This is a genomic window from Kitasatospora sp. NPDC059327 (assembly GCF_042752535.1).
Taxonomy (GTDB): Bacteria; Actinomycetota; Actinomycetes; order Streptomycetales; family Streptomycetaceae; genus Kitasatospora.
Window position 1 is genome coordinate 37,800 of sequence record NZ_JBHYYB010000034.1, and the last position, 26,663, is coordinate 64,462.

Consider the following 26,663-nt stretch of genomic DNA (forward strand, 5'->3'; position numbering starts at 1 on the left):
GACGGCCGCCGGACCGGGACCGATTCCGGTACGGGACAGACGCAGAGAGGACCCCTCATGCCACGACCGTTCACCACCGAGGACTACGCCGCCCGGATGGCCCGGGCCACCGCCGCCGCGGCCGCCGCCGGGCTCAGCGGCCTGGTCGTCGCCCCCGGCCCCGACCTGGTCTACCTCTGCGGCTACCAGCCGACCGCGATCACCGAGCGGCTGACCGCGCTGCTGCTCACCGACGGGAACGAACCCGCCCTGATCGTCCCCAAGTTGGAGCGCCCGGACGCCGAACGGGCCACCGGCGCCCCCGGCCTGCGGCTGCTCGACTGGACCGACGGCGAGAGCCCGTACGCCACCGCCGTCCCGCTGCTGGACCCCGCCGGCCGCTACGGCGTCTCGGACAACGCCTGGGCCATGCACCTGCTCGGCCTCCAGGCCGCCCTGCCGGGCACCGGCTGGACCTCGCTCACCGAGGCGCTGCCGATGCTCCGCGCGGTCAAGGGCCCCGACGAGCTGGAGCGGCTGGCCGCGGCCGGCGGCGCCGCCGACGCCGCCTACCGGGGCATCCTGGAGGTGCGGTTCGCCGGGCGGCCGGAGACCGACGTGGCCGCCGACCTCAGCGCCCTGCTGATCCAGTACGGCCACAGCCAGGTCGACTTCACCGTGGTCGGCTCCGGCCCGAACGGCGCCAACCCGCACCACGAGGCGGGCGAGCGGGTCATCCGGCCCGGCGACACCGTCGTCCTGGACTTCGGCGGTCTCAAGGACGGCTACGGCTCCGACACCACCCGGACCGTGCACGTCGGCCCGGACGTCCCCGCCGAGGTGCAGAAGGTGCACGACGTGGTCCGCGAGGCGCAGCAGACCGCGTTCGAGGCCGTCCGGCCCGGGGTCACCTGCCAGGACATCGACCGGATCGCCCGCCGGGTGATCACGGAGGCCGGGTACGGCGAGTACTTCATCCACCGCACCGGGCACGGCATCGGCATCACCACGCACGAGCCGCCCTACCTGGTCGAGGGCGAGGAGCAGCCGCTCGTCCCCGGGATGTGCTTCTCGATCGAGCCCGGGGTCTACCTGCCCGGCCGGTTCGGGGTGCGGATCGAGGACATCGTGACGGTGACCGAGCAGGGCGGGCGGCGACTGAACAACACGCCCCACGAGTTGGGTTCCGTCTCCTAGGTCCGGTGCCGGCCGGTCCCGGCCCCGCTCCCGCACCCGCCGCGCGTTCCGCTGTCCGGTGTCTTTCTGAGTCTTTGCTGGACGACAGGCCGTTCGCGTGAAGAGTTCTCAAAGAATGCCTTGCTAGCTTCGGCTGGCATGACCAAACTGCTCCGCCCGGCGCCGCCCCCACCCGCGAGCGCCGGGCGGCTGCGTCCGGTGACCCGGCCGCTGCCCGGAGCGCCTGCCGGCGCACTGGCCCGGCTGCGACTGCTGGCGTGGCCCACCTATGTCGTCGCCCTGCTCTGGTACGTGCGTGCCTACGGCCTGCCGTACTCCAACGACGTGGTCTTCTGCTGGTTGATCGGCGCCCTGCTGGCCGCCGCCGTGCACAGTGGCCACGGGCCGCGCGGCTTCCTGCTGGTGCTGCGCGACTGGGTGCCGGTGATGGCCGTCGTCTGGGCGTACTCGCTGCTGCGCGGGTACGGCGCGCACACCCCGTGGGCCCCGCACTGGCGACCGCAGCTGCGGGCCGACGAACTGCTCGGCTTCGGTGAGACCCTGACGGTCCGGCTGCAGTACGGGCTGTACACCCCCGGTTCGCCGCACTGGTACGACTACGCGGCGGTCGCCGTCTACATGTCGCACTTCTTCATGATCTTCGTGGTGCTGGCCGTGCTCTGGCGGCGCCGCCACGACCGCTTCCGGCACCTGCTCACCTGCTACCTCGTACTGACCTTCGCCGGCTTCGTGACGTACATCCTCTTCCCGGCCGACCCGCCGTGGCTCACCGCGCAGGAGGGCCACATGCCGGCGCTCACCCGGGTGGTGTCGGACGTGCTGACCCAGAGCGGGCTGCCGCGGGCCGGATCGGTCTTCGAGAACGGCAGCCGGTTCGCCAACGACGTCGCCGCGATGCCGTCGTTGCACTCCGCCTATCCGGCGATGCTGCTGTTCTTCTTCTGGCCGACGGCCGCCCGGTGGCTCCGGGTGCTGCTGGTCGGGTACCCGCTCGCGATGGCGTTCGCCCTGGTCTACGGGGCGGAGCACTTCATCGTCGACGTCTTCGCGGGCTGGGCGTACGCGGCGGTGGTGGTCTACGGCGTGGCCCGGCTGCGCGAGCGGCGCCGGACCAGGCTGCTGGCGGCGGCCGCGCCCGGGTAGCCGGGGCGCCCGGCCGGGAAGGCCGGTGCGGGCCGCCACACCGGTACCGGGACCACCCCCGTACCGGACCGGCGGGCGGCACCGGCAGACTGGGGCGGGTGACCGAGACGCCCATGAAGCCCACCCCGGACCAGCTGCTCGCCGCCCGCGACAGCACCATCGCGGACATCGTCGCCCCCGGGCTGCGGGTGCTGTTCTGCGGCATCAATCCCGGCCTCTGGTCGGGTGCCACCGGCCATCACTTCGCCCGGCCGGGCAACCGGTTCTGGCCCGCCCTGTACCGCTCCGGCTTCACCCCGCGACTGTTCCGCCCGGACGAGCAGGGCGAGCTGCCCGACCTCGGCCTCGGCATCACCAACGTCGCCCCGCGCGCCACCGCCAAGGCGGACGAGCTCACCTCCGACGAACTGCGCGAGGGCGGCGAGGCGCTCACCGCGCGCGTCCTGGCGCTGCGCCCGCGGGCCTTGGCCGTGCTCGGCATCGGCGCCTACCGGACGGCCTTCGGACGACGGACGGCGGCGGTCGGCCGGCAGCCGGAGGGCCTGGGGGAGACCGAGGTCTGGGTGCTGCCCAACCCGAGCGGACTCAACGCCCACTACACCCTGGACGCACTGGCAGGGGAGTTCCGGCAGCTGCGGGAGGCCCTGGAGAGGACCTAGACCGACGGGCGACGGAGGACGGGCGACGGGCGACGGGCGACGGGTCAGCGCCCGCCGAACCGCTCGTCCGTCGACACGACCTCGCGCCCCAGCGGCATCAGCGAGATCGGGATCATCTTCAGGTTGGCCCAGCCGAACGGGATCCCGATGATCGACAGGAACAGCGGAATGCTGGTCGCGATGTGCGCCAGCGCCAGCCACCACCCGGCGAACACCAGCCAGATCACGTTGCCGACGCAGGACGGCGCCCCGGCGTCCGGCTTCTCCACCGTCGTCCGCCCGAACGGCCAGATCACGAAGCCGGCGATCCGGAACGAGGCGATGCCGAAGGGGATCGTTTCCCGGTGATCAGCTTCGCGCAGCAAGCCCGCTGCGGTTCCGGCTCTCGGTCAGCGCAACCTCGGAACAGCGCTATCTCCGGTAAGTCGGATGCCGGGGCTCCCGGCATCGGCGCACGCCTTGCCACGAGCCCCGGCTCAGCGACCGCCGAACTTCTCGTCGGTGGAGACGACCTCGCGGCCCAGCGGCACGAGGGAGATCGGGATCATCTTCAGATTCGCCCAGCCGAACGGAATGCCGATGATCGACAGGAACAGCGGGATGCTGGTCACGATGTGGGCCAGCGCCAGCCACCAGCCGGCGAAGATGAACCAGATCACGTTGCCGATGAAGGACGGCGCACCGGCATCCGGCTTCTCCACTGTCGTCCGCCCGAACGGCCACAGGACGTAACCGGCGATCCGGAAGGCCGCAACACCAAATGGAATGGTGATAATAAGGACACAACAGATGATTCCGGCGATCACATATCCGATGGCCATCCAGATGCCGCAGAAGAGTAGCCAGAGCACGTTGAGGACAAAACCAAGCACCTTCATGCTCCCAGCCTCGCATGGTCTACCTTCGGCGTCTCGCGGCCGGACCCAACCGCCTCACGGACGCTGTCGGCGCTCGAGTGGCACGAATGACGAGCAGCATCCTCCGGCTGCACCGGAGCCCTCGGCTCCGAAGATGGCAAGGCGCCGATCTGGCTGATCGACGACGGGCTCGCTCCATCTCCAGGTGGTAGCTGTCTGGGGGAAACGGTGGCGCGACAGGGCGCCTATTTGGCTCAATGGGTCCGTGGAGATCGGTGAGAACTGGGCCTATCGCGCCCAGCCCAAGATGCTTGGCGGCGCGGTCCGCCGCGTAGAGATCGTCCGAGACGGCGGCCCGCGTCGGTCAGCTCAGGTGCACGTCCGGTTCCTCGATGGGGAGGAAGCCGGTCTGCAGGAGTGGGTGGCGCAGGCATCACTGGTCGCCCGGTGGGTTGACGTGGAGGTCTTCCGTGCTGACGACGCCGCGGAAGTGAGGCTGACGGAAGCGTCCCGGCAGGTGCGCAAGAGCGCCGAGTTCGAGGCGGCCCGGACGGTCCTGGGGTTCGTCCGCCCGAGGAGCCAGATCCGGCTGCGCAAGGGTGTGGCTGACGCCGGCGTGGTGGAGCTGGCCGATCTCGATGCCACGGCGCGTCGCCTGGGCCTTGATCCGGCCGAGCTGCGCGCTGATCCGATGGTCTACGAGAACCGGTCCGGGCTGTGCCTGGCGGGCTGGCCAGTCGTCGAGCAGATCGCCCGGCGCGCCGCGGAGGCGCTGGCCGAGGAAATCCTGCCGGAGGTCGACCGCCGGCAGGAATCCGTGGACCGCGAGCGGGCCCTTCCGTCATGGCACTCCTGGGAACGCCGCCGGGATGACGGGAAGCTGAAGGCCGAGGACGACGCCCTCCGCACGATCCGCGAGTGGTGCGGCCAGGAGCGGGTGGACCGCTATGACGAGCTGCTCGCGCTTCGCGATGAGGTGGAGCGGCTGAACACCCTGATCGAGCGAGCCGTGAAGGCGTTGCGCGAGCGCGGGCACGGCGTCATCGCCTCCGCCATTGAGCGCGACCTTGGGGTCCGTGTTTCCAACCTTGGTCCCGAGGTGAGGCGCTGAGGTCGCGCCAGGGGTCTGCCTGGCGGGGTGGTTGGGCGGGCTCGGCCAGCGGCGCCTCCTTGACGGGTCGGTTCGGGCTCCAGCCGTTGAGGAAGGGGCGCAGAGCCTCGTCAGTGGGTTCGGTCTCGAAGTCCTCGACGCCGAGCCCGCGGCCGGGGGATGTCGGGTCGATCCGGTCGGCCTCTTCCTGGCCCCACTTGGCCCACTGGAGGAGGCGCTCGGCCTCCGTGGCAGACGTGGCACGGGATACGGATTCCTCCAGCTCCGCGCAGAACCGACGGATCTCAGCCGCAGTGCGCCACCGGTCCAGGGCCGCCCCGAAGGTCTCCGCCCGCTCAGCCTCGGCAGCGTGGATCTTGGCGACGGCGACGGCTTTCTCCCACGTCCGCTGCTTGCGCTCCTTCTCCTCGGCCTCCAGTCGTCGCCGCTCGGCCTCCGCTCGGTCCCGCTCCTCCTTGAGCCGTCGTTGCTCGGCCTCGTACGCCAGACGGCGCTTCTCCTGCTCCTCAGCACGTGTCCGCAGGGCCCGGAAGGCAGCGCCGATCTGTTCCTCCAGCTGCTGGCTGGGTGTGTCGCGGCACTCCTTCTTCCAGGCGCTGGCGTGGTTGTGGCCGTAGGGGTGAGGTTCGACCAGGTAAAGATCGAGCTCGCCGGACGGCTCGGATCGATGAGCAGGCGTGACCCGCTGCCAGTCGTACGTCTTTCGCCGCCCCTTGGAGGCAGGCACGTACTTGACTTGCCTCTGCCGTTCCTTGAAGCCGATCTCCCATGTCTTGCCGTGGACATTGAGCAGCGGCCTGACCTGGCGCCGCTTCTTCAAGATCGCCACGTCCCCGTGCCTCGACAGGGCTTCCTCAGCGATCAGACGGACGATCGACAGCACTCGCGGGAGCACGTCCTCGGAGATCTCGAACGCACTGTGGTCGGCTTTGATCGCAGCGATGATGTCGTCAACGTCGGTGATGACCCTGCTTCGCTGCAGGCGGATCCGGTTCCACTCGGTCTCGTCGAGCCCGTTGGTCCGCAGCAGGCCGAGGAAGAAATCGCCCTTCTCCCGTCCGCTGTACTTCAGCTGGTAACCGTCCGGCGCATATTCGCGGGCGGCATCGAAGGCCCGCCGCAACCGCGCCCGTTCCTCGGGCGGCGGATCCGAGATACGCAGGATGCGCCCTGCCTGCTGAACTTGCTCGATCAATGCCGGGCCAGTTACTGAGCGGGGAGGCGGAAGCAGGTGAGCTGGGCGGGTAGGAGTCGGCTGCTTCGGGCTCACCGCCCCTTCGTCCGGCTGGGTGTCCTGCCGGATGACCTTCGCAGCGGGTTCCCGAACTCGGCCCCGCCCCGCAGACCGACCGACTTTCTTGGCCGGCTGGTCCGGGTGATGGCCGTGCTCCAGATAGAAGCGTCCGACGTCGGTGATCTCCGCCAGCCACTTCTTGTCAGCGGCCTTCGGCATGAGGACGAGGCCCCGGTCCTTCAGTGCCCGTGCCGTGTGGGCGAGTGCAGGTTCGCCCGAGGTGACGGGGTTGGCGCCCTCACCGATACGAGTCAGGAGTGCGAGCTGACGCTCGTTGAGAGGAGTCCAGCGGTGCATACCGCCGTCGTATCCCCTCGCTCCTGTCCAGCACAAGCCAATTGATCAAACCCATTGGCGGAAACCCCGCTGGCGCCGGCACCGATGGTGGCGCGCGATGGCCCACACTCCGAATCAGCGACGCTTGATCTTCCGCAGCACCCTCTGCTCCGGCAGGTACTCATCCGGCAGGCTGCGATCACTGCGCAGAACTCCGAGCACCGGCCGCCCTGCCTCACGGCTGAAGTAGTCGTCGATCCCGACTCGCGTGATGCGGGCCGTCCGATAGTTGCCGTACGTCGACTCGATCAGGATCGTGTCGCCTTCGCGGAGCTCACTCGCCGGCACGCTCTCCGTGTTCCGAAGTACTGGCGCATTTCGCTGGTCCCGCTCAAGCTGCCGCTCCTGAAGTACGGCCTCCATCGCTTCGGTCCCCCGGCGAAGCTGGTCCAGGACGTTGCGCTCGTCCTCAATGGCTCGACGGGCCTCGGCGACCAGCATCTCGATCGTGGTTGGTTCCGGCCAGCCAGCCGGACGGCTGGGGTTTCCGAGCTCCCGCTCTAGGTGATCAACGACAGAGGCCATGAGGTCAAGGCGATCATCTTCGCGACTCATGCCGAAGAGTCTGCCCGACGCGCGGCCCGGATTGCCAAAGGCCAAGGGCGGCGACCCCGTGGAACAGGACACCGCGACCACGCTCTACCAGGTCACCATGGACTACGGCGCTCCGGTGTGGACCTTCTGCAACGTGCCGCGCGCCTTCGACGGGGACGGCGCAGGCCGGCTGGGGTCCAAGTACACCCGTTGGGATGCGAAGCCCTCCGTCTTTTCCGACCAAAAGGAGGAGCGACGCAAGGGCGAGATGCCCCAGAACTGGTACTCCCTGACGGCCAACGAAATCTACCCGCTCGCATGTGCGGAGGGTGTCTCCGAAGAGGCTCTCGCCATCTCCACGGCGAAGCTCTCCCACCAAGTCCAGTTCTGGGACGGACGCTCCCGCTTCCCCCTCCCCCTTCACGCCGCGAAGCAGATGGACCTCGCCCCCCGCAGTACCGGCGCACCGCCGCGCCGGAGGAGAAGCCACTCGCGGAACCCGGTGCCGAGGACGCATCGGCTGAAGAAGCTGAGGATTACAGGGAGTAGGACCAGATGCGGTGGCCTGTGGGCGCAGTATCGCGAAGCCCTGCGGAACTGCCCCCACGGCTGGTCTAACGGCCCTCGCTACCTCATTGATCCACTCAAGCGAGTCGTCACGGTCAGCCTTGAGTAGATGAAGGTCGTCGACGCGATTCCGTCACTCGACGTCACAGGCGTGATGCGGTGCTCGTGCGGTGAGACAGAGTTCGCCTAGAGCGTCGGCACATCATTCCGAGAGGACCTCGCCTCGGCGAGGTCCTCTCCATCCACTGACAGAGGAACGTCCCGGTACAAGATCACGTCGAAGCCCTCTTCCCCATCGACATCCTGACTGTTTCGGAGCTGAAAGCCGAAGCCCAGTGTGCGCGCAGCTTGCACGAGGCCCAACGCTTCCTCGAACGTGCCCGTGTAGAGCTCTCTGATAATCGACGCATTCGCCTCGCCGCCCGGCTCCTCCTTGTGGTTTTCCTGCTTCGCTGCCTCATCTGCCGAGCGCTGTGCAGTAGATGGACTAGTGAGCTTCGCAGTTGGGCCAGGCCCGGCGGCCCGTGGTGATGAGTCACGTGGGGAGATCTGCTCCGCCCTGGATGAGCGTGGGCGCCGGTCTTCATGCGGTTCGAGCACCTGACTTCCCCCCATCCAAGTCGTTCCGCAGATGTGGCACTTCACGTACCACTCGTCGCCTGCTGCGCTGAAGTCAAGAAGCCCGTTCTGACCGGTAGCGGGACACAAGTCCGCCGGATCGATCCGGTTCAATGGCATGGTCTATCCCCCTGGCACGTAGATGGTCAGGCCACGCTGTCGGCGGCGACGGCGGTGGAACGGATCGAGTGGATGGTGGTCACCATGGCGTCCACGTCCGACTCCTGGAAGATCGCTTCAGGACCGGTCGGAGCGATGGCTGTGAAGGGGGACTCATAAAGCGCGGCCACATCGATCGTGCCGTTGCGCGCCAGGTAGTCGATCAGCTCATTGACGAAGCGGAGCTGGTTGGCCGTGAGGGCTTTCCCCTGCTGGAACTCGTCGAAGGCCAATGCTGCGGCGTCCCGCTCCAGGCCAGTCAGGGAGCGCAAGAAAAGGCCGAGACCGCCGTTGGTGTCCTTGGCGTGGTCAATGTCGGCGGTGGTGGCAAGACCGGCCTCGATGAAGATCTCCTCCAGCCCCGACAGGTCTAGGGCGGTGATCTGCTTGTTGCGCCGGATTTTCTGGACGGCGAGCTGGTCCTGGTGTGTGTTGAGGTAGATGCGGACCTTCTGCTCGAAGCGGGTGAGGTCCGTGCCGACCGCCATGCCGTTCAGGGAGGCAGCGGTCAACTCGCCGAGTTCGTCCTCGAAGTCGGTGTAGACAACGTTACGCTTGGTTTTCTCGATCAGGCGGACGAGACCACGCAGGCGGCGGCGCATGGTCTCCAGCATGGGCAGGGTGACGTCCTGCCACCACTCGTCTCCCGCAACTTCGTCGAGCAGGAGCTGTTGGGCCTTGATTGTGGGGATCATCAGCCGGTCGAGCATGGCCGAAGCGATCTCCTGAACCTGGCCCCGCATGCGGGTGAAGCCCGGATCCCCCTCCACGACAGCGAGCTGGAGGCGGAGTGCGAGCAGGTCGAAGCGCTTGGCATCCTCGCCAGCGTCATCCTTCTCGCGGAAGCCTGTCGGGAGCCCGGCCAGGTGGTCGACGACCTGGGAGTGGGCATCCGGTGTGAAGCTGAGCCACACGTCGAAGTCGGTGAACGTATCGACGAACTCACGCTGCGGGCGCACCAGGAAGTTCTCCGGGTTCATTGCTGTGACCTCGTCGTGCAGCCGGGTGGCGAGGTCCCAACGCAGGCCGACCTCAGTGGCCGTGCCGTCAGACTCCGGGCGCATGGCCGGCCCTGAGCCCGAGTCCTGGCCAGACTCCGATGCACCGTCGAGGGCAAGGAGCAGGTCGGCTCGGCGTTCGAAGATCCTCTGGCTGAGCGAGGGAGAGAGCTTGCCTTCGGCACGCATCAGGTTCTGGTTGAAGAACTCGATGTTCTGGCAAAGGTCGAAGACCAGGAAGCCGTCCTTGCTCTTGTTGGAGCCGAAGAGATCGGGCGCGAGGCGAGTGCCGCGGCCGATCATCTGCCAGAACTTGGTCTTGGATCGCACCAGCTTGAAGAAGACAAGGTTGACTACTTCGGGAACGTCGATGCCGGTGTCCAGCATGTCGACGGAGATGGCTATCTGGGGGGCCTTCGAGGAGACGGAGAAATCATCGATCATGCTCTGCGCGTACTCCTTGCGGTAGGTGATGACCTGCGCGAAGGCACCCTTGAGGTGTGGGTAGTTCTTGTCGAAGCGCTCAGCAATGAACTCGGCGTGCGTGTTGTTGGCGGCGAAGATGATGGTCTTGCCGAGAGTGTCACCACCGTCGACCTTGAGGCCGTGGGTCATCAGCACCTGAAGGGCCTTGTCGACGGTGTCATCGTTGAAGAGGTACTTGTTGAGCTCGTCGGTCGTAATCTCGTCGGGGATGTCGCCGTCCTCGCTCCACTCCGTCTCGTCCCACTTCTCCTTGTCCTCGTCGGACAGGTCGTCGTACTTGATCCCGCCGCGCTGGAACTTCAATGGGACTTCGACGGTGCACGGGGCGACCAGGTAACCCTCTGCCACGGCCTCATCCAGGCTGTAGACGTCGGTGGGAACGCCGTCCTCCAGCTCGAAACGGCGGTAGGTGTTACGGTCGATCTCGTCCTTGGGCGTGGCAGTCAAGCCGACCAGCAGCGCGTCGAAGTAGTCGAAGATCGTGCCGTACTTCTGGTAGATCGAGCGGTGTGCCTCGTCGATGACGATCAGGTCGAAGAAGCCAGGACCGAAGAGGCGACGGCCTGCTGCATCGGTCTGGTTGATCAGGTTCATCATCGTCGGGTAGGTCGAGACGAAGACTCGCGCGTTGGGGTCCTTCTCGTTCAGCAGGTCAACAACAGGTGCCCCGCGCAGGTGTTCCTTGAATGCGTTGGTGGCCTGCTTCACCAGCGCCTTACGGTCGGCGAGGAAGAGCACGCGCTTGGCCCAGTTGGCGCGCATCATCAGGTCACTCAGGGCGATCACGGTGCGGGTCTTACCGGAACCGGTCGCCATAACAAGCAGGGCCTGGCGCAGCGAGTCCTTCTCGAACGAGTCGGCGATCCGGCGGATGGCTCGCGCCTGGTAGTGGCGGCCGGCGATCTGCTCGTTGATCGGAAGCTGCGCGAGGACGCGGCGGCTGGCGCGGCGCTGCACCAGTAGACGCAGCTCGTCCTTGGTGTAGAAGCCCTGGACCTCCCGGGGCGGGTAACTCAGGTCATCCCAGAGGTAAGTGTGGTAGCCATTGGTATAGAAGATCACCGGCCGCAGCTTGAACTGCGTCTCCAAGGCGTCCGCATAGACCTTGGCCTGGTGCTTGCCCTGCTTCGGGTCGCGGGTGGTGCGTTTGGCCTCGACGAGGGCGAGGGGCTTCCCGTCGTCGTCCCACAGGACGTAGTCGACCTTGCCCTTTCCGGAGGAGGCGGCCGACTCCGGCAGCCCAGTAACCGAGTACTCACGGTCCTGTGGCTGGTCCAGCGCCCAGCCAGCCTCCTTCAGGAGGAGGTCGATGATCAGGGCCCGGGTCTCGGCCTCGTTGTAGTCGTGGGTGTCCGGGTGGGCCTCGTTCGCTGCCTTGGCTGCCTTGATCTGCGCCCGCAGTTCGACGATCTCGGCGTCGAGGTCCTGGTTCTTCTTCCGCTCGACTGCCAGAGTGGCGTCCTGCGTGCCGTACTTCTCTGCCAATGCCTTCAGCTCGACCTGCTTGGCGATCCGCACCTCGGCCGGGACCGGGCGGGGTATCAGCGCCGTGTCGAACGCAAGGGCAGGTGCGGGGAGGTTGGCCTGGTCGAGCGTGTAGGTGTGGGCCATCCAGTACATGACGTGGAACAGCTCTGCGACCGTGCTCACCGCGTCCTTCGGCGCAACGGGCGTCTTGCGGTGTACGGCGACGTTGCCCTGACGGCGGATCACATCCATCTTCGCCCGAATCGCCGGGCCGGCCGCCCTGACCAGCGTCGGCTCAGCGATTAACGCGGCCAGGTCGGTCTGGTACGGCAGCTTCAGCGCGTCGTCTGCCTCGAACAACCACGTCAGCGCAAGCTCCAGCACCCGCCGCGCGTAGAACGCAGACGCCCGCGGGTCGGCGTGTGCCAGCCGCTCAGCGCGGAGTGCCTCGCTGTGCAACTCTGGCCATTCAGCCTGGAGGAACCCAAAATTGCTCACGCTGGTGACCTTTCGCTGTTGCGGTAGGGATAAGCGGGTGCGGCGTTGCGGCGTGCGTGGTGCGGTAACAATCAGGTGCCCGACGAGGGAGCGTCCGGCCATAGCTCACCGCGGAACCCAAGGTGTTGCAGCGATGCGAAGAGTGTGTCGAGTTCTACGAGGTGTTTCTCGTACAGAGACCTGCGCCGCTCAATCTGCTTCAGATTAGCCGAGAAATTCTTCTGCAACTCGATAGGCGGAGCCAGTAGTGGAAAATTCCTCAATTGCGTGGCATTGATCGAAGCGATCCCAGTCGTCTGCTTTGCCGAGCGCAAGAAGTAGCGCCGACCCCGGTCTGACGCAACAAGCCAATTTAGGAAAACTGGATCGATTCCAGAGTCCTCACGCAGTCGAACGCGAAAAATATGGTTCTGGTGAATACAGTCGGGGATTTCGTTATGCCAAAGCGTTCCACGGCCAAGCTTGTCCGGGTCGCCACCCTCGGTGAGCAGTAGATCATTTTCCAAGAGGCGATAGCGGTCGACCTCATCCTCTGTTGCCTCGATCTCCTTGACTACAGAAAGATCAAGACGCCTCTCTTGGACGTTGACCACCGCCATATAAGGGACGCTGCGCATGGGCCGATCGGCCAACTTGCGACCCTTTGTGATTCCGGACCCAATGAACGCCACTTCGCCCAATGTGCGGGAATCATCCCAGCCGTAATTATTGGCCGCCACGTCGCCGAACATGTCGAAAAAGACGGATCCAGCGAGATCATCAAGAAGGGCGCTGGCCTCGCGGCGCTTGGCGCGCAGCGCGTCCACGCGGTCAAGCACCCGCGCGATGCGACGCTGCCCCTCCAGCGCAATGAGCGGGATCTCAAGGCCAGCGAGAAACGCCTCCGGCACTCGCCTCTGGCCGCCACTACCCGTCATCCGCAACTCGCCCGCAGCTCGAATATGAGGCTGGCGCAGAAAATGCAACATAAACCGATCATCAAATCGCGTACGATCTGGCCGAATTACATGGAACTCAGTCGAACCTGCCCCATGAGGATTCCCAAGGGTCGCCTGCGCAATTTTCCCATTCTCGAAGCACGGCGTGATCTTCGCCACCAGGAGATCACGGTCGGCAAACTGGGTGTAGCCCTTTGATACTTCACCAAACATGCGACTTGACCCGGGCGGCGTGGTTCCACTTTCCGCGTCGATATCAGCCATTCCGAGGAATGACACAGTCGTCTCACTGCCAGGTCGCTCGATCAGGCGAGGATTAATATCAGCCGCCTGGCCAAGGCCAACTGTGGCGAGCTTCATCCCAGAATCCCCTTCAGCTCGCTCATCCCCTGCTGGATCTCCGCCTCGATCCGCGCCAGCTCTTCCATGATGTCGCTCGGAGCGCGGTACTCGACTGCCTCGTGGACGATCTCCTTATATCTGTTAAGGCTCAGATCGTACTCCTGACCGGCAATGTCAGCCCTGGGAACGCAGAAGCTTTGCTCGGTTCGCTCCCGCTCCTGCTCGCTACCATTGCGGCGACGCCAACGGGTCAGCACATCGGGCAGGTTATTCCTCGCGTGCTCATCGTCATTCAGCTCACCATCGGCGACCAGCGGCCCGAGCTTGTCCTCCGCCAGCAATGGCGCGCGCTTGTCGTCGAGGCTCCAACCATCCGCCGTGACCTCGTAGAACCAGACATTGTCCGTGCCGCCGCTGTTGGTCTTAGTGAAGAACAGGATCGCCGTGGAGACCCCCGCATACGGTTTGAAGACACCACCCGGCAGCTTCACCACTGCGTCCAGCTTGTGCCCCTCGACCAGCAGCTTCCGCAGGTCCTTGTGAGCCTTGCTGGACCCGAACAGCACTCCCTCCGGCACGATGACCGCCGCCCGGCCGCCCGGCTTGAGTAGACGGAGGAACAGGGCGAGGAATAGCAGCTCGGTCTTCTTGGTCTTGACGACCTTCTGAAGATCGGTCGCCGTTGCGTCGTAGTCAAGGCTGCCAGCGAAAGGTGGGTTGGCGAGGATAAGCGTGTAGCGGTCGGCCTCGCCCGCCGCGCTCTGGGCGAGCGAGTCACGGTAACGGATGTCGGGGTTCTCGACTGAGTGGAGCAGCATGTTCATGCTGCCGATGCGGAGCATGGTGCTGTCGAAGTCGAAGCCGTGGAACATGCTCTCGTTGAAGTGCTGTCGCTGGGCCGGCTCGAACAGTGCCTCACGGTGCGTGCGCTCGACGTACTCTGCGGAGGCGACCAGGAAGCCGGCCGTGCCGCACGCCGGGTCGCAGATCTCGTCGCCCGGAGCCGGGGCCATCATCTCGACGATCAGCTGGATAATGTGCCTGGGCGTGCGGAACTGGCCGTTCTGTCCGGCAGTAGCGATCTTGCCGAGCATGTACTCGTACAGGTCACCCTTGGTGTCCTTGTCGCCCATGTCGATGTCGTTCAGCATGTCGACGGCCTTGGCGAGCAGGTTCGAGGTGGTGATGGTGAAGCGGGCGTCCTTCATGTGGTGCGCATAGGTGGAGTCATCACCACCCAGCGTGCGCAGCCAGGGAAAGACGCCGTCGCCCACCCGGCTGAGCATGTTCTCGGGGGCCTCGTTCACGAACCGTGACCAGCGCAAGACCTGCGTCTCGTCGGTGTAGATCGGGTTCTCGACCGAGCGTCCCGTGCGGCTGGCCTTGTTCTCCTTGGCCTGCTCCAGCAGGTCAAGGCGCCGGATGAACATCAGGTAGGTGATCTGCTCGATCACCTCCAGCGGGTTGGAGATCCCTCCGGACCAGAAGGCGTCCCACAGTCGGTCGATCTTGCTCTTCAACTCACCCGTAATCACAGGAAGCAGGCTAGCCGAGTCCACCAACATCGTGGCGCCAAGATCCACTAATCGATGGCTGGCCAACCGCCTACAGCTCAGCCGAAGCAGGTGCGGGACCAGCGAGATGGTGTATGGACCCAGCACTGTGCTCGACTACCAAGCCTTCAGGGCATGCCCGACCGGTCAGGTATCCCTCGGCCAGAACAGCCGGACCGGTCTTACCGGATCCAAAGGGCCGCTCGGGTACCTCTCGAACCGACCGCATCGGCGTCTCTGCAACGCTAGCCCTTTGGGTGACGGATAGGTCTTTCGACAGCCCAAGCGGTGCTCGGTACAGCAAGATCGCGCAGGATCTGGCAGTTCTCGGCGAGGCCTTCAGGCTGGGAGAGGTCCAGGAGTGGCGCTTCCTGTCTGCTGGCTTGATGAACGGGAACTGGCGGCTGGATACGGTCAAGGGCTCGTTCGCATTGAAGCGGGTCATGGACGTTCCGTTGCCCGTAGCGCGGCGCAACCTTGCTGCGCTGACGACGGCCTGCCAGTGGGCAGGGCACGGGTCTCCTCGGCCGGGGACGCGGTGGTCGAGGTCGCCAACTGCGGGTACTGCCTAATTCCATGGTTGGAGGGGAGCCATCTACCGGGTACAGCAACTTCGGTTGCGCAGGCCGGTGACCTCGGCGTTCTCCTCGGTCGGAATCCATCGGAGCTTGAACCGTGAGCGGCTGGCCGGCCTGCTGCCGCCTGGGCCGGAGCAGATGGCCGTCTCGGTGACCACGCCCGCTGCGGCTCGCGAGGAGGCGGACCGGCTACTCGGGCTGATCGCGGGATTGGAGAGCTGGACGGCGTTCGACGCCGAGGCGGCGTCGGCCTTGGCCGCGCGCAAGGTGCAGTTGGAGAAGTACGGGAGCGAGCGCCCGGCCGATGACGTGGCGATCGGGCCTGTGGGGTGGAAGCACGGTGACGTGCAGCACCGGAATGTGCCGTGGCGCGATGGCGAGATCGCCGGGGTGATCGACTGGGACCGGATCCGGGTCCGGCCGTTCGGCGAGGAGGTCGCCCGCACCGCCACGGTGCAGTTCGGCAGTGAGGACGGCTTCCTCGACTTGGAACGGACCTCCGCGTTCGTGCCCGGCTACCGGTCGGTGGTGCCGATCGCGGTGCCGGCGCTGGCGGACGCGGTGGAGCGGTTGTGGTGGAAGCGCATGTCGGACTACTGGCAGCTGGTCTTTCACTACGACCGCGACGATCACTCCTGCGATCACCTGTTTCTGCCCACCGAGCGCTTCCTGGCCTGGTGGACGGAACGGCGCGGGGACGTACAGGAGGCGTTCGCGGGTATGCCATGAGCACAGTGCGGGACAGGACGGCAGCTAGGGCTTCAGCCACCTGCTCGATGTAGTCCGGGGAAGGGACCTGCGGCACCTTGAGGACGATCATCTACCGCAGGGCCTTGTAGTAGGCAGGGCGTCCCTGCTCGGCGGCTGGTAGGGGCTGTCGGCGAGGTGGGGCCCGTAGCGGGCGCCGGGTCGAGGCGCTGCAGCAGTGGGGCCTGAGTCCAGTCCTCGTACAGGGAGCGGCCGGGGATGCCAGCGACCCAGCACGGCTCGTGGAGCGTCTTCGGTTCAGGGACGCGGACGTTGATCGTCAACGGGTGCCGTACCAGCCGCGGACGGAGAGTTCACCGATCTCCGGCCAGGCGACGGGCGCGTCGTACTGCTCCAGGGCCTGGCGGAGGGTGGCCAGGCCCTGTTCGCCGGCAACGCCAGCAATGGCTCTATCGGGTGGCCCGGGCAGGCACGCGTCCAGCTTCGGCCGCCCGTCGGCACAGACCGCGACCCGAAGTTCTGACCACGTATCGAACGAGATGGCAGCCTCAGCCCTTGCCGCGTCGTGCGGCAAAGAGAATGTGTGTGCCACCGTCTCGGCTGCCGAGGCTTGAACAGGCCGCAGTCTCGTAAGCGAGGAACCGTGCCCAAAGCTCAGGGTCGTCTTCGATTCTCTCAAGGACAGTGGGGTCTTCGAGGCTTGCCCAGTTGCTGGCGGATCCCGCCAGAATCTCGCCGCCGCATTCGGGGACGAGGATGGCGAGCTGTTCCCAGGTGAACATGCGGCAGACGTGGACCATGCCGGGTACGTGGCGCAGATCGCCGGTCCGGATGACGGCGTCGGTGACGTCGGTGCCGTATCGGACGGCGAGCTGGGCGGCTCCGGGGAGGCGGGCCCGCCAACTGCCCCAGAGGGACATGACCGAGGCGACCAGGATGCCACCAGGCTTCAGGATGCGGAGGAGGCCAGCGAGGGCTTGGCGTTCCAGTTCGAAGGCATACGAGAGCGGGCCGCCGTAGGCGAGGACGAGATCGAACGAAGCATCGGGGAAGCGGCTGGCGTCCCGGACGTCGAGGGTGTGGCGCGCCTCGACGGCGGGCTCGGCCCCCGCGGCAGTGACGTTGGCCTCGTTCAGCTGGAGCTGAACGAGGGAGATGTCGGTGACGACGATGCGGGCACCCTGCTCGGCCAGCACGGTGGTGAAGCGGCCGGGGCCGGCGCCGACCTCAAGAACTCTCTGACCGTCTTTCAGGTAGCGGTCCATGAAACGACGATGGATCTCGAAGGACACTCGGCCCGCTACATCCTTGGCGAGCCGGTCCTGCTCCTGCTCGGCGAAGTCGTCGTAGTAGCGGCGGATGGCGTCGACGGAGCGGTCACTGCTGGGCGTGCCGTTCGTGGTGTCTGCCAACATGCCTCCGTCCGTTCGCCGAACGCGGATGCGACCTGTCCACGTGCTCTGGCCTGGGCTTCTCAAAACGGAGCGATTCGGGCAGGGCTCCGCCACTAGAATGCGTCTCCCGTCGTGATGTCGGCGTGAGCGCCGCCGCGACACTCCGCAGTTCCACCGAGAGGACGGTCTCCGGTCCCATGCGTTGGTCCCAGCTGTACGTGCCCACACTCCGGGAAGACCCGGCGGACGCGGATGCGGTGAGTCACCGCCTGCTGGTGAGAGGAGGGTTCGTCCGGCAGCTCATGGCCGGCCACTACTCCCTGCTGCCGCTGGCCGTGCGCGTCCGCGCCAAGATCGTGGACATCGTCCGCGAGGAGATGGCCGCGATCGGCGCCCAGGAGTTCATCCTGCCCGCCATGCACCCGGCCGAGATCTGGCAGCGCAGCGGTCGCTGGGAGGTGATGGGCGAGGAGATGTTCCGGCTCAAGGACCGCAAGGGCGCGGACCTTGCGCTCGGCATGACGCACGAGGAGATCTTCACCGTCCTGTCCCAGGAGCTGAAGTCGTACCGGGACCTGCCGCAGATGTGGTACCAGTTCCAGACCAAGTTCCGCGACGAGGCCCGTCCGAAGAGCGGCCTGCTGCGGGTGCGCGAGTTCACGATGAAGGACTCGTACAGCTTCGACATCGAGTCGGCCGGACTCGACCGCTCCTTCGACCTGCACAAGGCCGCCTACGAGCGGATCTTCGCCCGCCTCGGGCTGCCCGCGATCCCGGTGCAGGCGTCCAGCGGCAGCATGGGCGGCAGCGCGTCGGTGGAGTTCATGAGCCCCTCGAACGCCGGCGAGGACCTGGTGGTCCGCTGCTCGGGCTGCGACTACGCGGCGAACACCGAGAAGGCGACTTCCGCTCTGCCCGCTGTGGTGGACGGCCCCGGCCTGGACACCCCGGAGCGGTTCGACACCCCGAACGCGCGCACCATCGAGGAGCTGTCCGTCCAGCACGGCGTGCCGGCCGAGCGGCAGATCAAGACGCTGGTGTACGTGGTCGACGACCGGCTGACCCTCGTGCTGGTCCGCGGTGACCACGTCCTGGTCGAGCAGAAGCTCATCGACACCCTCGCCGCCAAGACGGTGCGGCCCGCGACCGCCGAGGAGATCCAGGCCGCGCTCGGCGCCTCCCCGGGCAGCTTGGGCGCGGTCGGCGTTGCCGAACTGCCGATCCTCGCGGACGAGGCCCTGCGCGGGCGGATCGACATGACCACCGGCGCCAACAGCAACGGCGTCCATCTGCGCGGTGTTTCGGTCGAGCGGGACATCGCCGTGCAGCGGTGGGCCGACCTGCGCGAGGTGACCGCCGGAGAGCCCTGCCCGCAGTGCGGTGCGCCGCTGGAGGTCGTGGTCACGATCGAGGTGGGCCACATCTTCAAGCTCGGCCGCAAGTACACCGAGACCCTCGGCGTGACCGTCCTCGGGCGGGACGGCGAGCGCGTCGTCCCGATCATGGGCAGCTACGGGATCGGCGTGGAACGCGCGCTCGCCTCCATCGTGGAGACGCACCACGACGACAGGGGCATCGTCTGGCCCGTCGCGGTCGCCCCGTTCGAGGTGGCCGTCGTCGTCCTCGGCGCCAAGGACGAGAAGGTGGTCGAGGGTGCCGAGGTCCTGTACCGGCAGCTGAAGAGCGAACGGGTAGACGTGCTGCTGGACGACCGCGACGAGCGGCCCGGCGTGAAGTTCCGTGACGTCGAGCTGATCGGCATCCCCTACCGGATCACGGTCGGCTCCCGCGGCTTGGCCGACGGCACGGTCGAGGTCACCACCCGGGCCACCGGCGAGACCCAGTCCGTGCCGGTGGCCGAGGCGGTGGAACACGTCCGTAAGCTGCTGACGTCCGCTGCGTAGAGGTCGGCTCCTCAGCCGGTTACCCGGTGGAACGCCTCGGTGAGAAGCGTCTCCGGATAGCGGCGAAGGATCTTCGCGGTGCTGCGCGCCTGGGTCTCGTAGTGGCCCATGGCGCGCAGCTTCGCTTCCAGGCTGTCGCCCACCTGGGTGCGGAGGGTGGCTGGTAGGCGCATCGCCTCGACCTGTGCGGGGTCCAGGAAGCCTGGTCTGGCCGGTTCGGTGTACGGAGTCGTACTGGTCACCAGCAGAACCTCCGGGGTCAGGTCGTAGCGGTCGAGCGCGGCGAGGGCGATCCGGTGGGCGGAACGGTGGTCCGGGTGGCCGTTCATCCCGTTGGGAGGGAAGGCCACCACCCGGTGCGGTGTCCAGCGCCGGAGCGAGTCCAGCACCAGGCCCGCTGCCTCCGTCTCGTGGTCCACGAGACGGCCGTCGGGCAGGTCGTGAACCTCGGCCTGGGAAACGCCCAGGGACTCGACCGCCCGACGCAGTTCCCGTTCGCGAACGGCTGGCAGCTCGGCTTCGGTGCACATGCCGAGGGTTCTGCCGGCGCCGCCGCGTGTGAGGGTGACTGTGACCACGGTGCCGCCGTTCCGTGCGGTGTTGTGGATGAGGCCCCCGCAGTGCAGCGTCTCGTCGTCGGGATGCGCGAGAACAACGAGCAGGTCGGCTCTGGTCATCCCCCGACCTCGGTGTCGACGTCATCCAGGGCGGCCAGCCGGTCGAGGATGTCGGCATCGCTGATGTTGCCGATCATGTGCCGTCGATCGTTGGTGTCCTCGCTCTGCCACGAGGCGGCGGGCGATTGCTCGGGGGTCCATACCAGTCCGGCGGAGTCGATCAGCAGGTATCGGTGCTTGCGGCCGTGTGCCCTCTTGGCCACGACCGTCAGTCCGCCGGGGGCGTTCTCCCTGGCGATCTTGGCAGCCTGCTCGAAGTCGGTGCCGTTGACGAGGTAGCGGTTGCGGTTGTGGTGGCCGAGCGGACCGATGGGCATGAACTGGAAGAGCTGCCACTCCCGGACGCAGGTGTATCCACGGAGCAGTTCGGCCATGGCCGCGAGGTCGTCGGTGTTGCCGGCGTGAACGACCGTGTTGATACAGGTGGCTGCGCCGATTTCCTCCAACTGGGCAAGGATCGCCAACTGGGAGGAGACGGTGGCGTGTCGGCGGAACTGTTGCTGAATGGCGTCGGTACTGCCGTCGAGGGGGATGCCGATCAGATCGGTCACGGCGGCCACCTCTGCCGCTGACACGTGGTCGGCCGTTCCGGTGCCCATGAAGCGGATGCGGGCAGGGCCGAGGAAGTTGGTGCCTACGGTGTCCAGCCGGATGCCGAAGCCCAGGCCGTACAGACCCTTGAGCAGGGGGAGGATGTCCGGTCGGGTGAGCGGATCACCACCTCCGACGGTGATCTTCTCGATGCCGAACCGAGCGCGCAGGCCGGCCGCGAAGAGCAGGACGTGGGAGGTGTCGCTGACGGTTCGGCCGAAGTAGTTGTAGCAGCCGGGACAGGCTACGAAGCAGCTCTTGCCCGCGCTGAGGATGACACTGCGCATGGTGCCTCACTGGGTTGGTGGAGACGGGTGCTGGGCAGTGCGGTGTCTGGTGGATCAGGTGTACAGAGCTGTCCGGTAGGCGGTGTCGTAGCCGTCGGCCATCCGGCGGATCGAGAACTCGGAGGCCACGTGTGCGCGGCAGGCGGCGCGGTCGATCGCTTCGAGGTGGTGGATGGCGTTGGCCAGTTCCTGGGCGGTGTCGGCCAGGTAGCCGGTGATGCCGTGTCGGACGAGTTCGGGGGCTGCCCCTGTGCGCAGGGACACTACGGGCGTCCCGCAGGCCATGGACTCGATGGGGACGAGTCCGAACGGCTCGGGGATGAGCGAGGTCATCAGGGTGGCGATGGCTCCGGCGAGAAGGGCGGTCTTGGTCGGGAAGTCGAGTTCGCCGAGGAAGAAGACCTGTTCGCCGTCCACGTGCGGTCGTACCTGCTGCTCGAAGTACACCTGATCGCGGGGCTTGATCCGTCCCGCGATCTTGAGCGGCACTCCCGCGAGCCTCGCTGCCGTGATGGCGAGGTGGACGCCCTTCTCGGGCCTGATCCTCCCCAGGAACACCACGTACCGGCACGGGTCGGCCCCTGCGCCGAAGGGGAACGCCTGTAGCTCGATGCCGTGGTGGACTGTGCCGAGGTAGTTGAGCTCGGGCAGGCGGGAACGCTGGTCGTGGCTGATCGCCACGTACCGTTCGGCGGCGAACCGGCGGAAGAGCGGTGCGTTGTCGTCGTTGAAGAAGCAGTGCACGGTGTGGACCACCGGCGTCCGTAGGCCGTGGAGCGCAGGAATCGCCAGGCAGCCGGTATTGGAGTGGACGTGGGAGTGGATGATGTCGAACTCGTCGGCGCGGTCGCGGACCTCTGCCAGTTGCAGCATGCGGTAGACCTCCGGCTCGTGGATCCGCGGGTCCGCAAGCAGTGCCGTTGTCCCGATGCCGTGGAGGCTGCCGGCCACCTTGGAGTCGCCGGAGGCGAAGACCGTGATTTCGTGACCGTCGAGGACCTGGGCGGCGGTGAGCTCCGCGACCAGCGTCTCGACGGCGCCATAGCCCTTGGGCGGGACGCTTTCCCACAGCGGCGCCACATGTGCGATGCGCATGTTCGTCTCCTCGGGAACGAGGTGGTTCGTCGTGTCGGCGGACCGCGTCAGGCTGATGTGCCGACCTGCAGTTCGGGAGTCCTGGTGAGGAAGTTGCGCACCTCGTCCGTGCATCTGCGGATGGCTGCCTCGTGGGATTCGAGGGTGAAGAGGGTGAGGTACCGGGCGATGTTCGATTCGTAGATCCGCGGGTTGATGCTGTGGGCGGCCATCGTGTCCGGCCACAGGGGCAACATCCACACGTGAAAGTGCGGACGGTCGAGCTTCTCCTCCTGGTACGTCTGCACTGCGGCCAGGCCCAGCCGTTCCCGCATGGCCCGGCGGACGAAGTGCGTGATGCGGCCGATCCTCTCGGCGAGGGCGAGGTCCATCTCGTCGAGGGCGCCGATGTGCGGTCGGATGCCGACGACCATGAATCCCGGCACGGCCCATTCGGCGTCCTGTCGAACAGTGACGGTGCCGTCGTCGTAGACGGGAGTGAGGATGTCCGGCAGGCGGGATTCCGCCTGGTTCATGAAGCAGCCCCGGCAGGTGCCCTCGTCGACGAGGTGGCTGGGGCCGCCGAGGAAGTCTAGGTAGCGGTGTCCGGGAGGAGGTGTCCCGGGCCGGCGGGGTGTGGGGACGGACTTGTGCACGTTCTCTCCCATCGCGGTTGCATCAGTACAGGTGCGGGGCCGGAAGCGGCCGGGATCGGGCTGCCTCTGCTGGTGAGCGACTTTGGCAGCAATCACACAAGGAACTCGCTGACCGTCGAGTTGGCGTGGGCTGCGAGGACGGTCTGAGAAGCCGTCACTGCTGGAGATTCCAGTGCCGTCCACTCGCCCATGGGCTCACCGGGGTGGGCATGGTTGTGGTCCGCCTCAGGGCTCCCGAAGGCCGACGAGAGTGCGGGCCGTCAGAAGCGGCGGGGCTTGCCCGCGCCTCGGGTCCCCGACCAGGTGGCAGGACGCGGGCGAATCGGAAGGGTTCGGGGGATGCTCGGCGCCGACCTTGAGGTCCGGCGCGATCAACGTCAGCTCCGACCAGACGATCTTCCCTGCCGCCGCCGGGAGGTGGTAGTAGCCCCAACGCTCGCTCAGGGCTTCCACCAGGAAGATCCCCCGGCCGCTCTCCGCGTCCTCGCCCACCGACTTGACCACCGGCGGCCGACGGTCCCTGTCCCGCACCGAGAGGACGAGCCGGCCACGGCCGACCATCAGTACCAAAGTGATCGTCTGCACCGGGCATGCCTCCGAGAACAGCGAACCGACCGTATCGCTCTTCGAGTGCCGGACGGCGTTGGTGGCGAGCTCGGAGACCAGCAGACGAGCGGTCTCGATGACGTCGGGCGGGACCTGCCAGCGGCCCAGGACGTCGACCGTGTGGCGGCGAGCCCAGGCAACCGGGCTCGGTCTGTCCGCCAGTTCCAACTGACTGAAGCCATGGCGTGCTTGTGACACGGTTCCTCCCAGGTCGGGAGCCGGGTAAGGGCTGCAGGCCACCTGCAAGCCGCGCGCTTCCCAGATGACAGCAGGGAAAGCGGACAGTCTTGCCAGGGGCGCCAACTTTGAGTGACCAGGTTGACGCTTTGAGTGATCGGCCTGGTATGTCCTGCCTCTGCCTCGGCGCCGAACTTCCACTGAACTTCGACCACCGCGCTTGAGAGAAGCCAGGTCCGACGGCTCGCCCTGCTGCCATGCTGAGCGCATGGCGGAACTGAACGGCACCCCGATCGCCCTGGACTCTCTCCAGGCGCTTGCCCTGACCAACTACGGCCACTTCACCTCGATGCGCGTCGAGCACGGTCGCGTCCGCGGCCTCGCCCTGCACATGGCCCGGCTGGCCCGTGACTGCCAGGCCGTGTTCGACGCGGAACTCGACGTGGACCGCGTCCGCGAGCTCGCCCGCCGCCTGGCGCCGACCGACGATGCCGGCGTGGTGCGTGTGACGATCTTCGATCCCGCGCTGGATCTCGGGCACGTCGGATCGGACGCACAACCTCAGGTCCTTGTGACGACTCGACCCGCCGGGCCGCTTCCCCTGCCCCCCATGCGAGTTCAGTCCGTCGTCTACACGCGCGACATGCCGTCGGTGAAGAGCGTCGGCCTGTTCGGCTCGCTCCGCCACCGCCGCACCGCCCAGCGCGCTGGCTTCGACGACGCGCTGTTCGTCGACGCCGGGTCGATCATCTCGGAGGGTGGGACCTGGAACGTCGGCTTCGTGAAGGACGGTGAGGTCATCTGGCCCGACGCCGACTGCCTGGTCGGCACCACCATGGAGCTCCTGCGCGAAGCCCACCCGTCCACCACGCAGGCCGTCCGGCTGGCCGACGTTGCCGGCTTCGACGCCGCGTTCGCCACCAACATCGGCATCGGGGTACGTGCCATCGGCGCCGTCAACGAGCACACTCTGCCCAGCAGTCACCCTGTCGTCGAGCAGCTGCGCAAGGAGTACGACGAACTGCCCGGTGATCTGCTGTAGTTGTCCCTCCGAGCACGCACGCGTGGGGGCGCGACGACGGTGGGGGCGGGAGAGCTGCGGTGGCAACCGTAGAAACATGGACCGGTGCCGAGGTCAGGGCGCTGCGTCAAGCGAAGCGGATGAGCATCGAATCGTTCGCCGCTCACCTGGGCATCAGCGCCAGGATGGTGTCCAAGTGGGAAGCCCGGGGTGCGGGCATCACACCCCGGCCGGTGAACCAGGCAGCCCTGGACACGTCTCTGGCCTCATCGGAGACTGAGGTCCACGAGCGCTTCGCCCGGCTCACCGCAGGATCCCCCTCGGTGCTACCCAATCCGGGTGGCGACGACAGCCTGCCCTTTCCTCGCCAGCACCAGCTCCGCCATCCGGGCGACGGCCGGCGGATGGCGCTCGTCGAGGCAGGGGTGTTCCTTGCCGGACCCGGCAAGGAACCGGTCTGGCTGCCCGGCTACTACATCGACGTCTTCCCGGTGACGAACGGGGACTACTCGCGCTTCGTCGCGGCCACCTCGCACCGCGCGCCCCAGCACTGGCCGGGCGGGAGCTGTCCGGACGAACTGCTCGACCACCCGGTGGTCTTCGTTACCTGGGACGACGCGGCAGCGTATGCGCAATGGGCCGGCAAGACCTTGCCGACGAGCCACCAGTGGGAGAAGGCCGCTCGCGGACCGCGAGGCCACGTCTACCCGTGGGGCGACCAGCCGACGCCGGCGAAGTGCAACAGCCGCGAGAGCGGCCTCGCCTCCACCACCCCCGTCAGTTGCTACCACAGCGGTGTCAGCCCGTACGGGGTCTACGACCTGTGCGGGAACACCTGGGAGTGGTGCCAGGACCAGCCCTCCCCAGGACGCCACGAGCTCAAGGCCGGCGCCTTCACCAGCCCATTCGCCCGCGCCGTACCGTCCGCCTTCAACGACGCAGCGCCCACCATGCTGGACGACGACACAGGCTTCCGCTGCTGCGCGACGGACCTCCCCGTTCCGCCCGACATGTCGTAGCGCCCCGAGGGTGCGGCGGGCACCCGAAGGCACCTACCCTGCGGTGGCCAGGCCTCCCAAGCCCAAGCCGACCGGCTTCCCGGCGCGCAGGGCCGCCCTTGCGCGGGCCGCACCGGTGCGGGCGGAAGCCTCGCCGCCGCAGACCCCGACCGTCCGGGGCGCCAGGCCCGCGCAGGGGCCACAGATGCCCGGCCGGGGCACCGGGTCGTGGCACTTGGCGCACTCGGCGTAGCGGGCCGCTGCGGGCCGTACAGCCGCCTGGACGGGCGGCATCTTCCGTTCCAGGCGGTAGCGGAGCACCGCGACCGCCGAGTGCACCGGGGCGGGCAGGCCGGGCAGCAGGGCCTGGGCGAGGTCGACCTGGGTCGCGCCGTGCTCCAGCCACCGCGCGACGAGGGGCGCGAGGTCCTCGGCTTCGGCCTGGCCGAGCCGCAGGCGCGGCTCGGGGCGGATCACCCGGAACAGCGTGGCGACCGCCTCGCGGACCTGCTCGTCCGGCACCGCCACGGGCTGCTCGCCGGTCTCCTCCTCGCGGTCTTCCGCCCGCCCTCCCGTCCTCGCCTGCGGCTCGTTGGCGAGGACCGGTTCGTCGGCCTGCTCGGCGGGGCGGGAGGGTTCTTTCACCAGGTCCTTTACTACAAGGGCGTCAGCACCGCCGGTGGTCGCTTCACCGGAGACCGGACGGGTGGCACCCGGCAGCACCGTGAGCTGCGGGGTGTCGTAGACGTGGGTCTCGGTGCGGATCGTGCCGTCGGGCATGCGGATCTTCTCGACCCGGTAGAAGCCGGCCTCGGCCAGCTCCTTCAGGGCCTTGCGGATCGCGCCGCGTCCCTGGGGACTGGTGTCGGCCATGTGCCGGCCGTCCTCGCGCCAGCCGTCCGGGCGGGAGAGGAGGTCGGCAAGCAGACCGCGGGCGGTGTAGGAGAGCCGTCGGTACTGCAGGACGGCGTTGGGCAGCACGGTGAAATTGCGCACGTGGGCGCTACGATGGACACGCATCGGGAGGTCGCACTCCTGTTGCCGGACCCCGGGGTGTTACCAGCACCGCCGGGGTCGCCTGTTTTCGGTTGGACCAGCGAACGTAGCACACGTACCACTGGAAGATCGACAGGATCGCTAGCGATCACGATCACACCCTGCGGCCTCTACTGGCAGGGCAGTTGGAGAACCGCGTTGGCCTGCTCCGGCCGGTCGTGGCCGCGGGGCCACCGCCACCGGCGGCGGCCCCGTGCGGT

General features: G+C 67.2%; 25 protein-coding genes. 9 read left to right on the top strand and 16 right to left on the bottom strand.

All coding sequences use genetic code 11. The annotated features are described in order from the left end of the window. Window positions 1-57 precede the first annotated feature (57 nt). The 3 genes from ACFXHB_RS21605 (at window position 58) to mug (ending at window position 2,978) form a co-directional block, all read left to right on the top strand. Entirely contained in the window at window positions 58-1,176 is a 1,119-nt protein-coding gene (locus ACFXHB_RS21605; RefSeq protein WP_380576213.1) for an aminopeptidase P family protein, read from the top strand. A 138-nt stretch (window positions 1,177-1,314) separates the two neighbouring features. Next, on the top strand, window positions 1,315-2,319 hold the full coding sequence (locus tag ACFXHB_RS21610; protein ID WP_380576214.1) for a phosphatase PAP2 family protein: 1,005 nt from the start codon (window positions 1,315-1,317) through the stop codon (window positions 2,317-2,319). A gap of 113 nt (window positions 2,320-2,432) precedes the next feature. Continuing rightward, window positions 2,433-2,978, top strand: a complete 546-nt coding sequence (mug, locus tag ACFXHB_RS21615; RefSeq protein ID WP_380576257.1) for a G/U mismatch-specific DNA glycosylase — start codon at window positions 2,433-2,435, stop codon at window positions 2,976-2,978. Window positions 2,979-3,022: 44 nt separating this feature from the next. On the opposite strand, the gene ACFXHB_RS21620 is transcribed toward mug, so the two are convergent. Further along, window positions 3,023-3,343 carry a YccF domain-containing protein gene (locus ACFXHB_RS21620; RefSeq protein ID WP_380576215.1) on the bottom strand — a complete coding sequence of 107 codons (321 nt, stop codon included), beginning with the start codon at window positions 3,341-3,343 and terminating at the stop codon, window positions 3,023-3,025. Between the two features lie 111 nt (window positions 3,344-3,454). After that, window positions 3,455-3,856, bottom strand: a complete 402-nt coding sequence (locus ACFXHB_RS21625) for a YccF domain-containing protein (RefSeq protein WP_380576216.1) — start codon at window positions 3,854-3,856, stop codon at window positions 3,455-3,457. Between the two features lie 244 nt (window positions 3,857-4,100). On the opposite strand from ACFXHB_RS21625, the gene ACFXHB_RS21630 reads away from it, so the two are divergent. Beyond that, the gene (locus tag ACFXHB_RS21630) at window positions 4,101-4,946 is read left to right on the top strand and encodes a PE-PGRS family protein (RefSeq protein ID WP_380576217.1); all 846 of its coding nucleotides are present in this window, start codon (window positions 4,101-4,103) and stop codon (window positions 4,944-4,946) included. On the opposite strand, the gene ACFXHB_RS21635 is transcribed toward ACFXHB_RS21630, so the two are convergent. Beyond that, entirely contained in the window at window positions 4,876-6,537 is a 1,662-nt protein-coding gene (locus ACFXHB_RS21635; RefSeq protein WP_380576218.1) for a PE-PGRS family protein, read from the bottom strand. The two genes, ACFXHB_RS21630 and ACFXHB_RS21635, sit on opposite strands and share 71 nt — an antisense overlap. Window positions 6,538-6,651: 114 nt before the next feature. Continuing rightward, window positions 6,652-7,131, bottom strand: coding sequence for a hypothetical protein (locus ACFXHB_RS21640; RefSeq protein ID WP_380576219.1), 480 nt, complete (start codon window positions 7,129-7,131; stop codon window positions 6,652-6,654). Here ACFXHB_RS21640 and ACFXHB_RS21645 point away from each other — a divergent pair. Further along, window positions 7,130-7,786: an RNaseH domain-containing protein gene (locus ACFXHB_RS21645; protein WP_380576220.1), complete on the top strand. Its 657-nt coding sequence runs from the start codon at window positions 7,130-7,132 to the stop codon at window positions 7,784-7,786. The genes ACFXHB_RS21640 and ACFXHB_RS21645 overlap by 2 nt on opposite strands. Window positions 7,787-7,863: 77 nt before the next feature. Here ACFXHB_RS21645 and ACFXHB_RS21650 read toward each other — a convergent pair whose 3' ends face one another. From ACFXHB_RS21650 to ACFXHB_RS21665, 4 genes are all read right to left on the bottom strand, one after another. Next, on the bottom strand, window positions 7,864-8,409 hold the full coding sequence (locus ACFXHB_RS21650; RefSeq protein WP_380576221.1) for a hypothetical protein: 546 nt from the start codon (window positions 8,407-8,409) through the stop codon (window positions 7,864-7,866). 32 nt (window positions 8,410-8,441) lie between these two features. Beyond that, window positions 8,442-11,903 (bottom strand): DEAD/DEAH box helicase family protein, encoded by a 3,462-nt coding sequence (locus tag ACFXHB_RS21655; protein ID WP_380576222.1) that lies wholly within the window; start codon window positions 11,901-11,903, stop codon window positions 8,442-8,444. Between the two features lie 71 nt (window positions 11,904-11,974). Beyond that, window positions 11,975-13,201 carry a hypothetical protein gene (locus ACFXHB_RS21660; RefSeq protein WP_380576223.1) on the bottom strand — a complete coding sequence of 409 codons (1,227 nt, stop codon included), beginning with the start codon at window positions 13,199-13,201 and terminating at the stop codon, window positions 11,975-11,977. Then, the gene (locus tag ACFXHB_RS21665; protein ID WP_380576224.1) at window positions 13,198-14,703 is read right to left on the bottom strand and encodes an N-6 DNA methylase; all 1,506 of its coding nucleotides are present in this window, start codon (window positions 14,701-14,703) and stop codon (window positions 13,198-13,200) included. The genes ACFXHB_RS21660 and ACFXHB_RS21665 overlap by 4 nt, the downstream gene beginning before the upstream one ends. 701 nt (window positions 14,704-15,404) lie before the next feature. Between ACFXHB_RS21665 and ACFXHB_RS21670 the strand changes: the two genes are divergently transcribed. Beyond that, window positions 15,405-16,043, top strand: coding sequence for a phosphotransferase (locus ACFXHB_RS21670; protein WP_380576225.1), 639 nt, complete (start codon window positions 15,405-15,407; stop codon window positions 16,041-16,043). 298 nt (window positions 16,044-16,341) lie between these two features. On the opposite strand, the gene ACFXHB_RS21675 is transcribed toward ACFXHB_RS21670, so the two are convergent. Further along, the gene (locus tag ACFXHB_RS21675) at window positions 16,342-16,596 is read right to left on the bottom strand and encodes a hypothetical protein (RefSeq protein WP_380576260.1); all 255 of its coding nucleotides are present in this window, start codon (window positions 16,594-16,596) and stop codon (window positions 16,342-16,344) included. Further along, window positions 16,571-17,437, bottom strand: coding sequence for a class I SAM-dependent methyltransferase (locus ACFXHB_RS21680; RefSeq protein WP_380576226.1), 867 nt, complete (start codon window positions 17,435-17,437; stop codon window positions 16,571-16,573). The genes ACFXHB_RS21675 and ACFXHB_RS21680 overlap by 26 nt, the downstream gene beginning before the upstream one ends. Window positions 17,438-17,613: 176 nt before the next feature. Between ACFXHB_RS21680 and ACFXHB_RS21685 the strand changes: the two genes are divergently transcribed. Next, complete coding sequence (locus ACFXHB_RS21685; RefSeq protein ID WP_380576227.1) at window positions 17,614-19,320, top strand: proline--tRNA ligase; 1,707 nt, start codon at window positions 17,614-17,616, stop codon at window positions 19,318-19,320. An 11-nt stretch (window positions 19,321-19,331) separates the two neighbouring features. Here ACFXHB_RS21685 and ACFXHB_RS21690 read toward each other — a convergent pair whose 3' ends face one another. The 5 genes from ACFXHB_RS21690 to ACFXHB_RS21710 all read right to left on the bottom strand — a co-directional run bounded on the left by ACFXHB_RS21690 (window position 19,332) and on the right by ACFXHB_RS21710 (window position 23,451). Continuing rightward, a complete protein-coding gene (locus tag ACFXHB_RS21690) occupies window positions 19,332-19,997 on the bottom strand; it encodes a PIG-L deacetylase family protein (RefSeq protein ID WP_380576228.1) in 666 nt (221 codons plus the stop codon). Continuing rightward, complete coding sequence (locus ACFXHB_RS21695; RefSeq protein WP_380576229.1) at window positions 19,994-20,875, bottom strand: radical SAM protein; 882 nt, start codon at window positions 20,873-20,875, stop codon at window positions 19,994-19,996. The genes ACFXHB_RS21690 and ACFXHB_RS21695 overlap by 4 nt, the downstream gene beginning before the upstream one ends. A gap of 54 nt (window positions 20,876-20,929) precedes the next feature. Next, window positions 20,930-21,970 carry a glycosyltransferase family 4 protein gene (locus ACFXHB_RS21700; RefSeq protein WP_380576230.1) on the bottom strand — a complete coding sequence of 347 codons (1,041 nt, stop codon included), beginning with the start codon at window positions 21,968-21,970 and terminating at the stop codon, window positions 20,930-20,932. A 47-nt stretch (window positions 21,971-22,017) separates the two neighbouring features. Beyond that, on the bottom strand, window positions 22,018-22,617 hold the full coding sequence (locus ACFXHB_RS21705; RefSeq protein ID WP_380576231.1) for a hypothetical protein: 600 nt from the start codon (window positions 22,615-22,617) through the stop codon (window positions 22,018-22,020). Window positions 22,618-22,830: 213 nt separating this feature from the next. Further along, entirely contained in the window at window positions 22,831-23,451 is a 621-nt protein-coding gene (locus ACFXHB_RS21710) for an ATP-binding protein (RefSeq protein WP_380576258.1), read from the bottom strand. A 205-nt stretch (window positions 23,452-23,656) separates the two neighbouring features. On the opposite strand from ACFXHB_RS21710, the gene ACFXHB_RS21715 reads away from it, so the two are divergent. Both ACFXHB_RS21715 and ACFXHB_RS21720 read left to right on the top strand, forming a co-directional pair. Beyond that, a complete protein-coding gene (locus ACFXHB_RS21715) occupies window positions 23,657-24,430 on the top strand; it encodes an aminotransferase class IV family protein (RefSeq protein WP_380576232.1) in 774 nt (257 codons plus the stop codon). 119 nt (window positions 24,431-24,549) lie between these two features. Beyond that, window positions 24,550-25,428, top strand: coding sequence for an SUMF1/EgtB/PvdO family nonheme iron enzyme (locus ACFXHB_RS21720; protein WP_380576233.1), 879 nt, complete (start codon window positions 24,550-24,552; stop codon window positions 25,426-25,428). A gap of 33 nt (window positions 25,429-25,461) precedes the next feature. Here the strand turns inward: ACFXHB_RS21720 and ACFXHB_RS21725 are convergent, their stop codons facing one another. Continuing rightward, window positions 25,462-26,427, bottom strand: a complete 966-nt coding sequence (locus tag ACFXHB_RS21725; protein ID WP_380576234.1) for a hypothetical protein — start codon at window positions 26,425-26,427, stop codon at window positions 25,462-25,464. Window positions 26,428-26,663: the final 236 nt, after the last annotated feature.

Bases quoted from the DNA above. Each gene is read 5' to 3' on its own strand.
- ACFXHB_RS21695 (WP_380576229.1), bottom strand. From the start codon at position 20,875: ATGCGCAGTGTCATCCTCAGCGCGGGCAAGAGCTGCTTCGTAGCCTGT.
- ACFXHB_RS21720 (WP_380576233.1), top strand. From the start codon at position 24,550: ATGAGCATCGAATCGTTCGCCGCTCACCTGGGCATCAGCGCCAGGATG.
- ACFXHB_RS21625 (WP_380576216.1), bottom strand. From the start codon at position 3,856: ATGAAGGTGCTTGGTTTTGTCCTCAACGTGCTCTGGCTACTCTTCTGC.
- ACFXHB_RS21640 (WP_380576219.1), bottom strand. From the start codon at position 7,131: ATGAGTCGCGAAGATGATCGCCTTGACCTCATGGCCTCTGTCGTTGAT.
- ACFXHB_RS21645 (WP_380576220.1), top strand. From the start codon at position 7,130: ATGCCGAAGAGTCTGCCCGACGCGCGGCCCGGATTGCCAAAGGCCAAG.
- ACFXHB_RS21715 (WP_380576232.1), top strand. From the start codon at position 23,657: ATGGCGGAACTGAACGGCACCCCGATCGCCCTGGACTCTCTCCAGGCG.
- mug (WP_380576257.1), top strand. From the start codon at position 2,433: ATGAAGCCCACCCCGGACCAGCTGCTCGCCGCCCGCGACAGCACCATC.
- ACFXHB_RS21685 (WP_380576227.1), top strand. From the start codon at position 17,614: ATGCGTTGGTCCCAGCTGTACGTGCCCACACTCCGGGAAGACCCGGCG.
- ACFXHB_RS21605 (WP_380576213.1), top strand. From the start codon at position 58: ATGCCACGACCGTTCACCACCGAGGACTACGCCGCCCGGATGGCCCGG.
- ACFXHB_RS21690 (WP_380576228.1), bottom strand. From the start codon at position 19,997: ATGACCAGAGCCGACCTGCTCGTTGTTCTCGCGCATCCCGACGACGAG.
- ACFXHB_RS21725 (WP_380576234.1), bottom strand. From the start codon at position 26,427: ATGCGTGTCCATCGTAGCGCCCACGTGCGCAATTTCACCGTGCTGCCC.
- ACFXHB_RS21705 (WP_380576231.1), bottom strand. From the start codon at position 22,617: ATGGGAGAGAACGTGCACAAGTCCGTCCCCACACCCCGCCGGCCCGGG.
- ACFXHB_RS21660 (WP_380576223.1), bottom strand. From the start codon at position 13,201: ATGAAGCTCGCCACAGTTGGCCTTGGCCAGGCGGCTGATATTAATCCT.
- ACFXHB_RS21680 (WP_380576226.1), bottom strand. From the start codon at position 17,437: ATGTTGGCAGACACCACGAACGGCACGCCCAGCAGTGACCGCTCCGTC.
- ACFXHB_RS21610 (WP_380576214.1), top strand. From the start codon at position 1,315: ATGACCAAACTGCTCCGCCCGGCGCCGCCCCCACCCGCGAGCGCCGGG.
- ACFXHB_RS21700 (WP_380576230.1), bottom strand. From the start codon at position 21,970: ATGCGCATCGCACATGTGGCGCCGCTGTGGGAAAGCGTCCCGCCCAAG.
- ACFXHB_RS21635 (WP_380576218.1), bottom strand. From the start codon at position 6,537: ATGCACCGCTGGACTCCTCTCAACGAGCGTCAGCTCGCACTCCTGACT.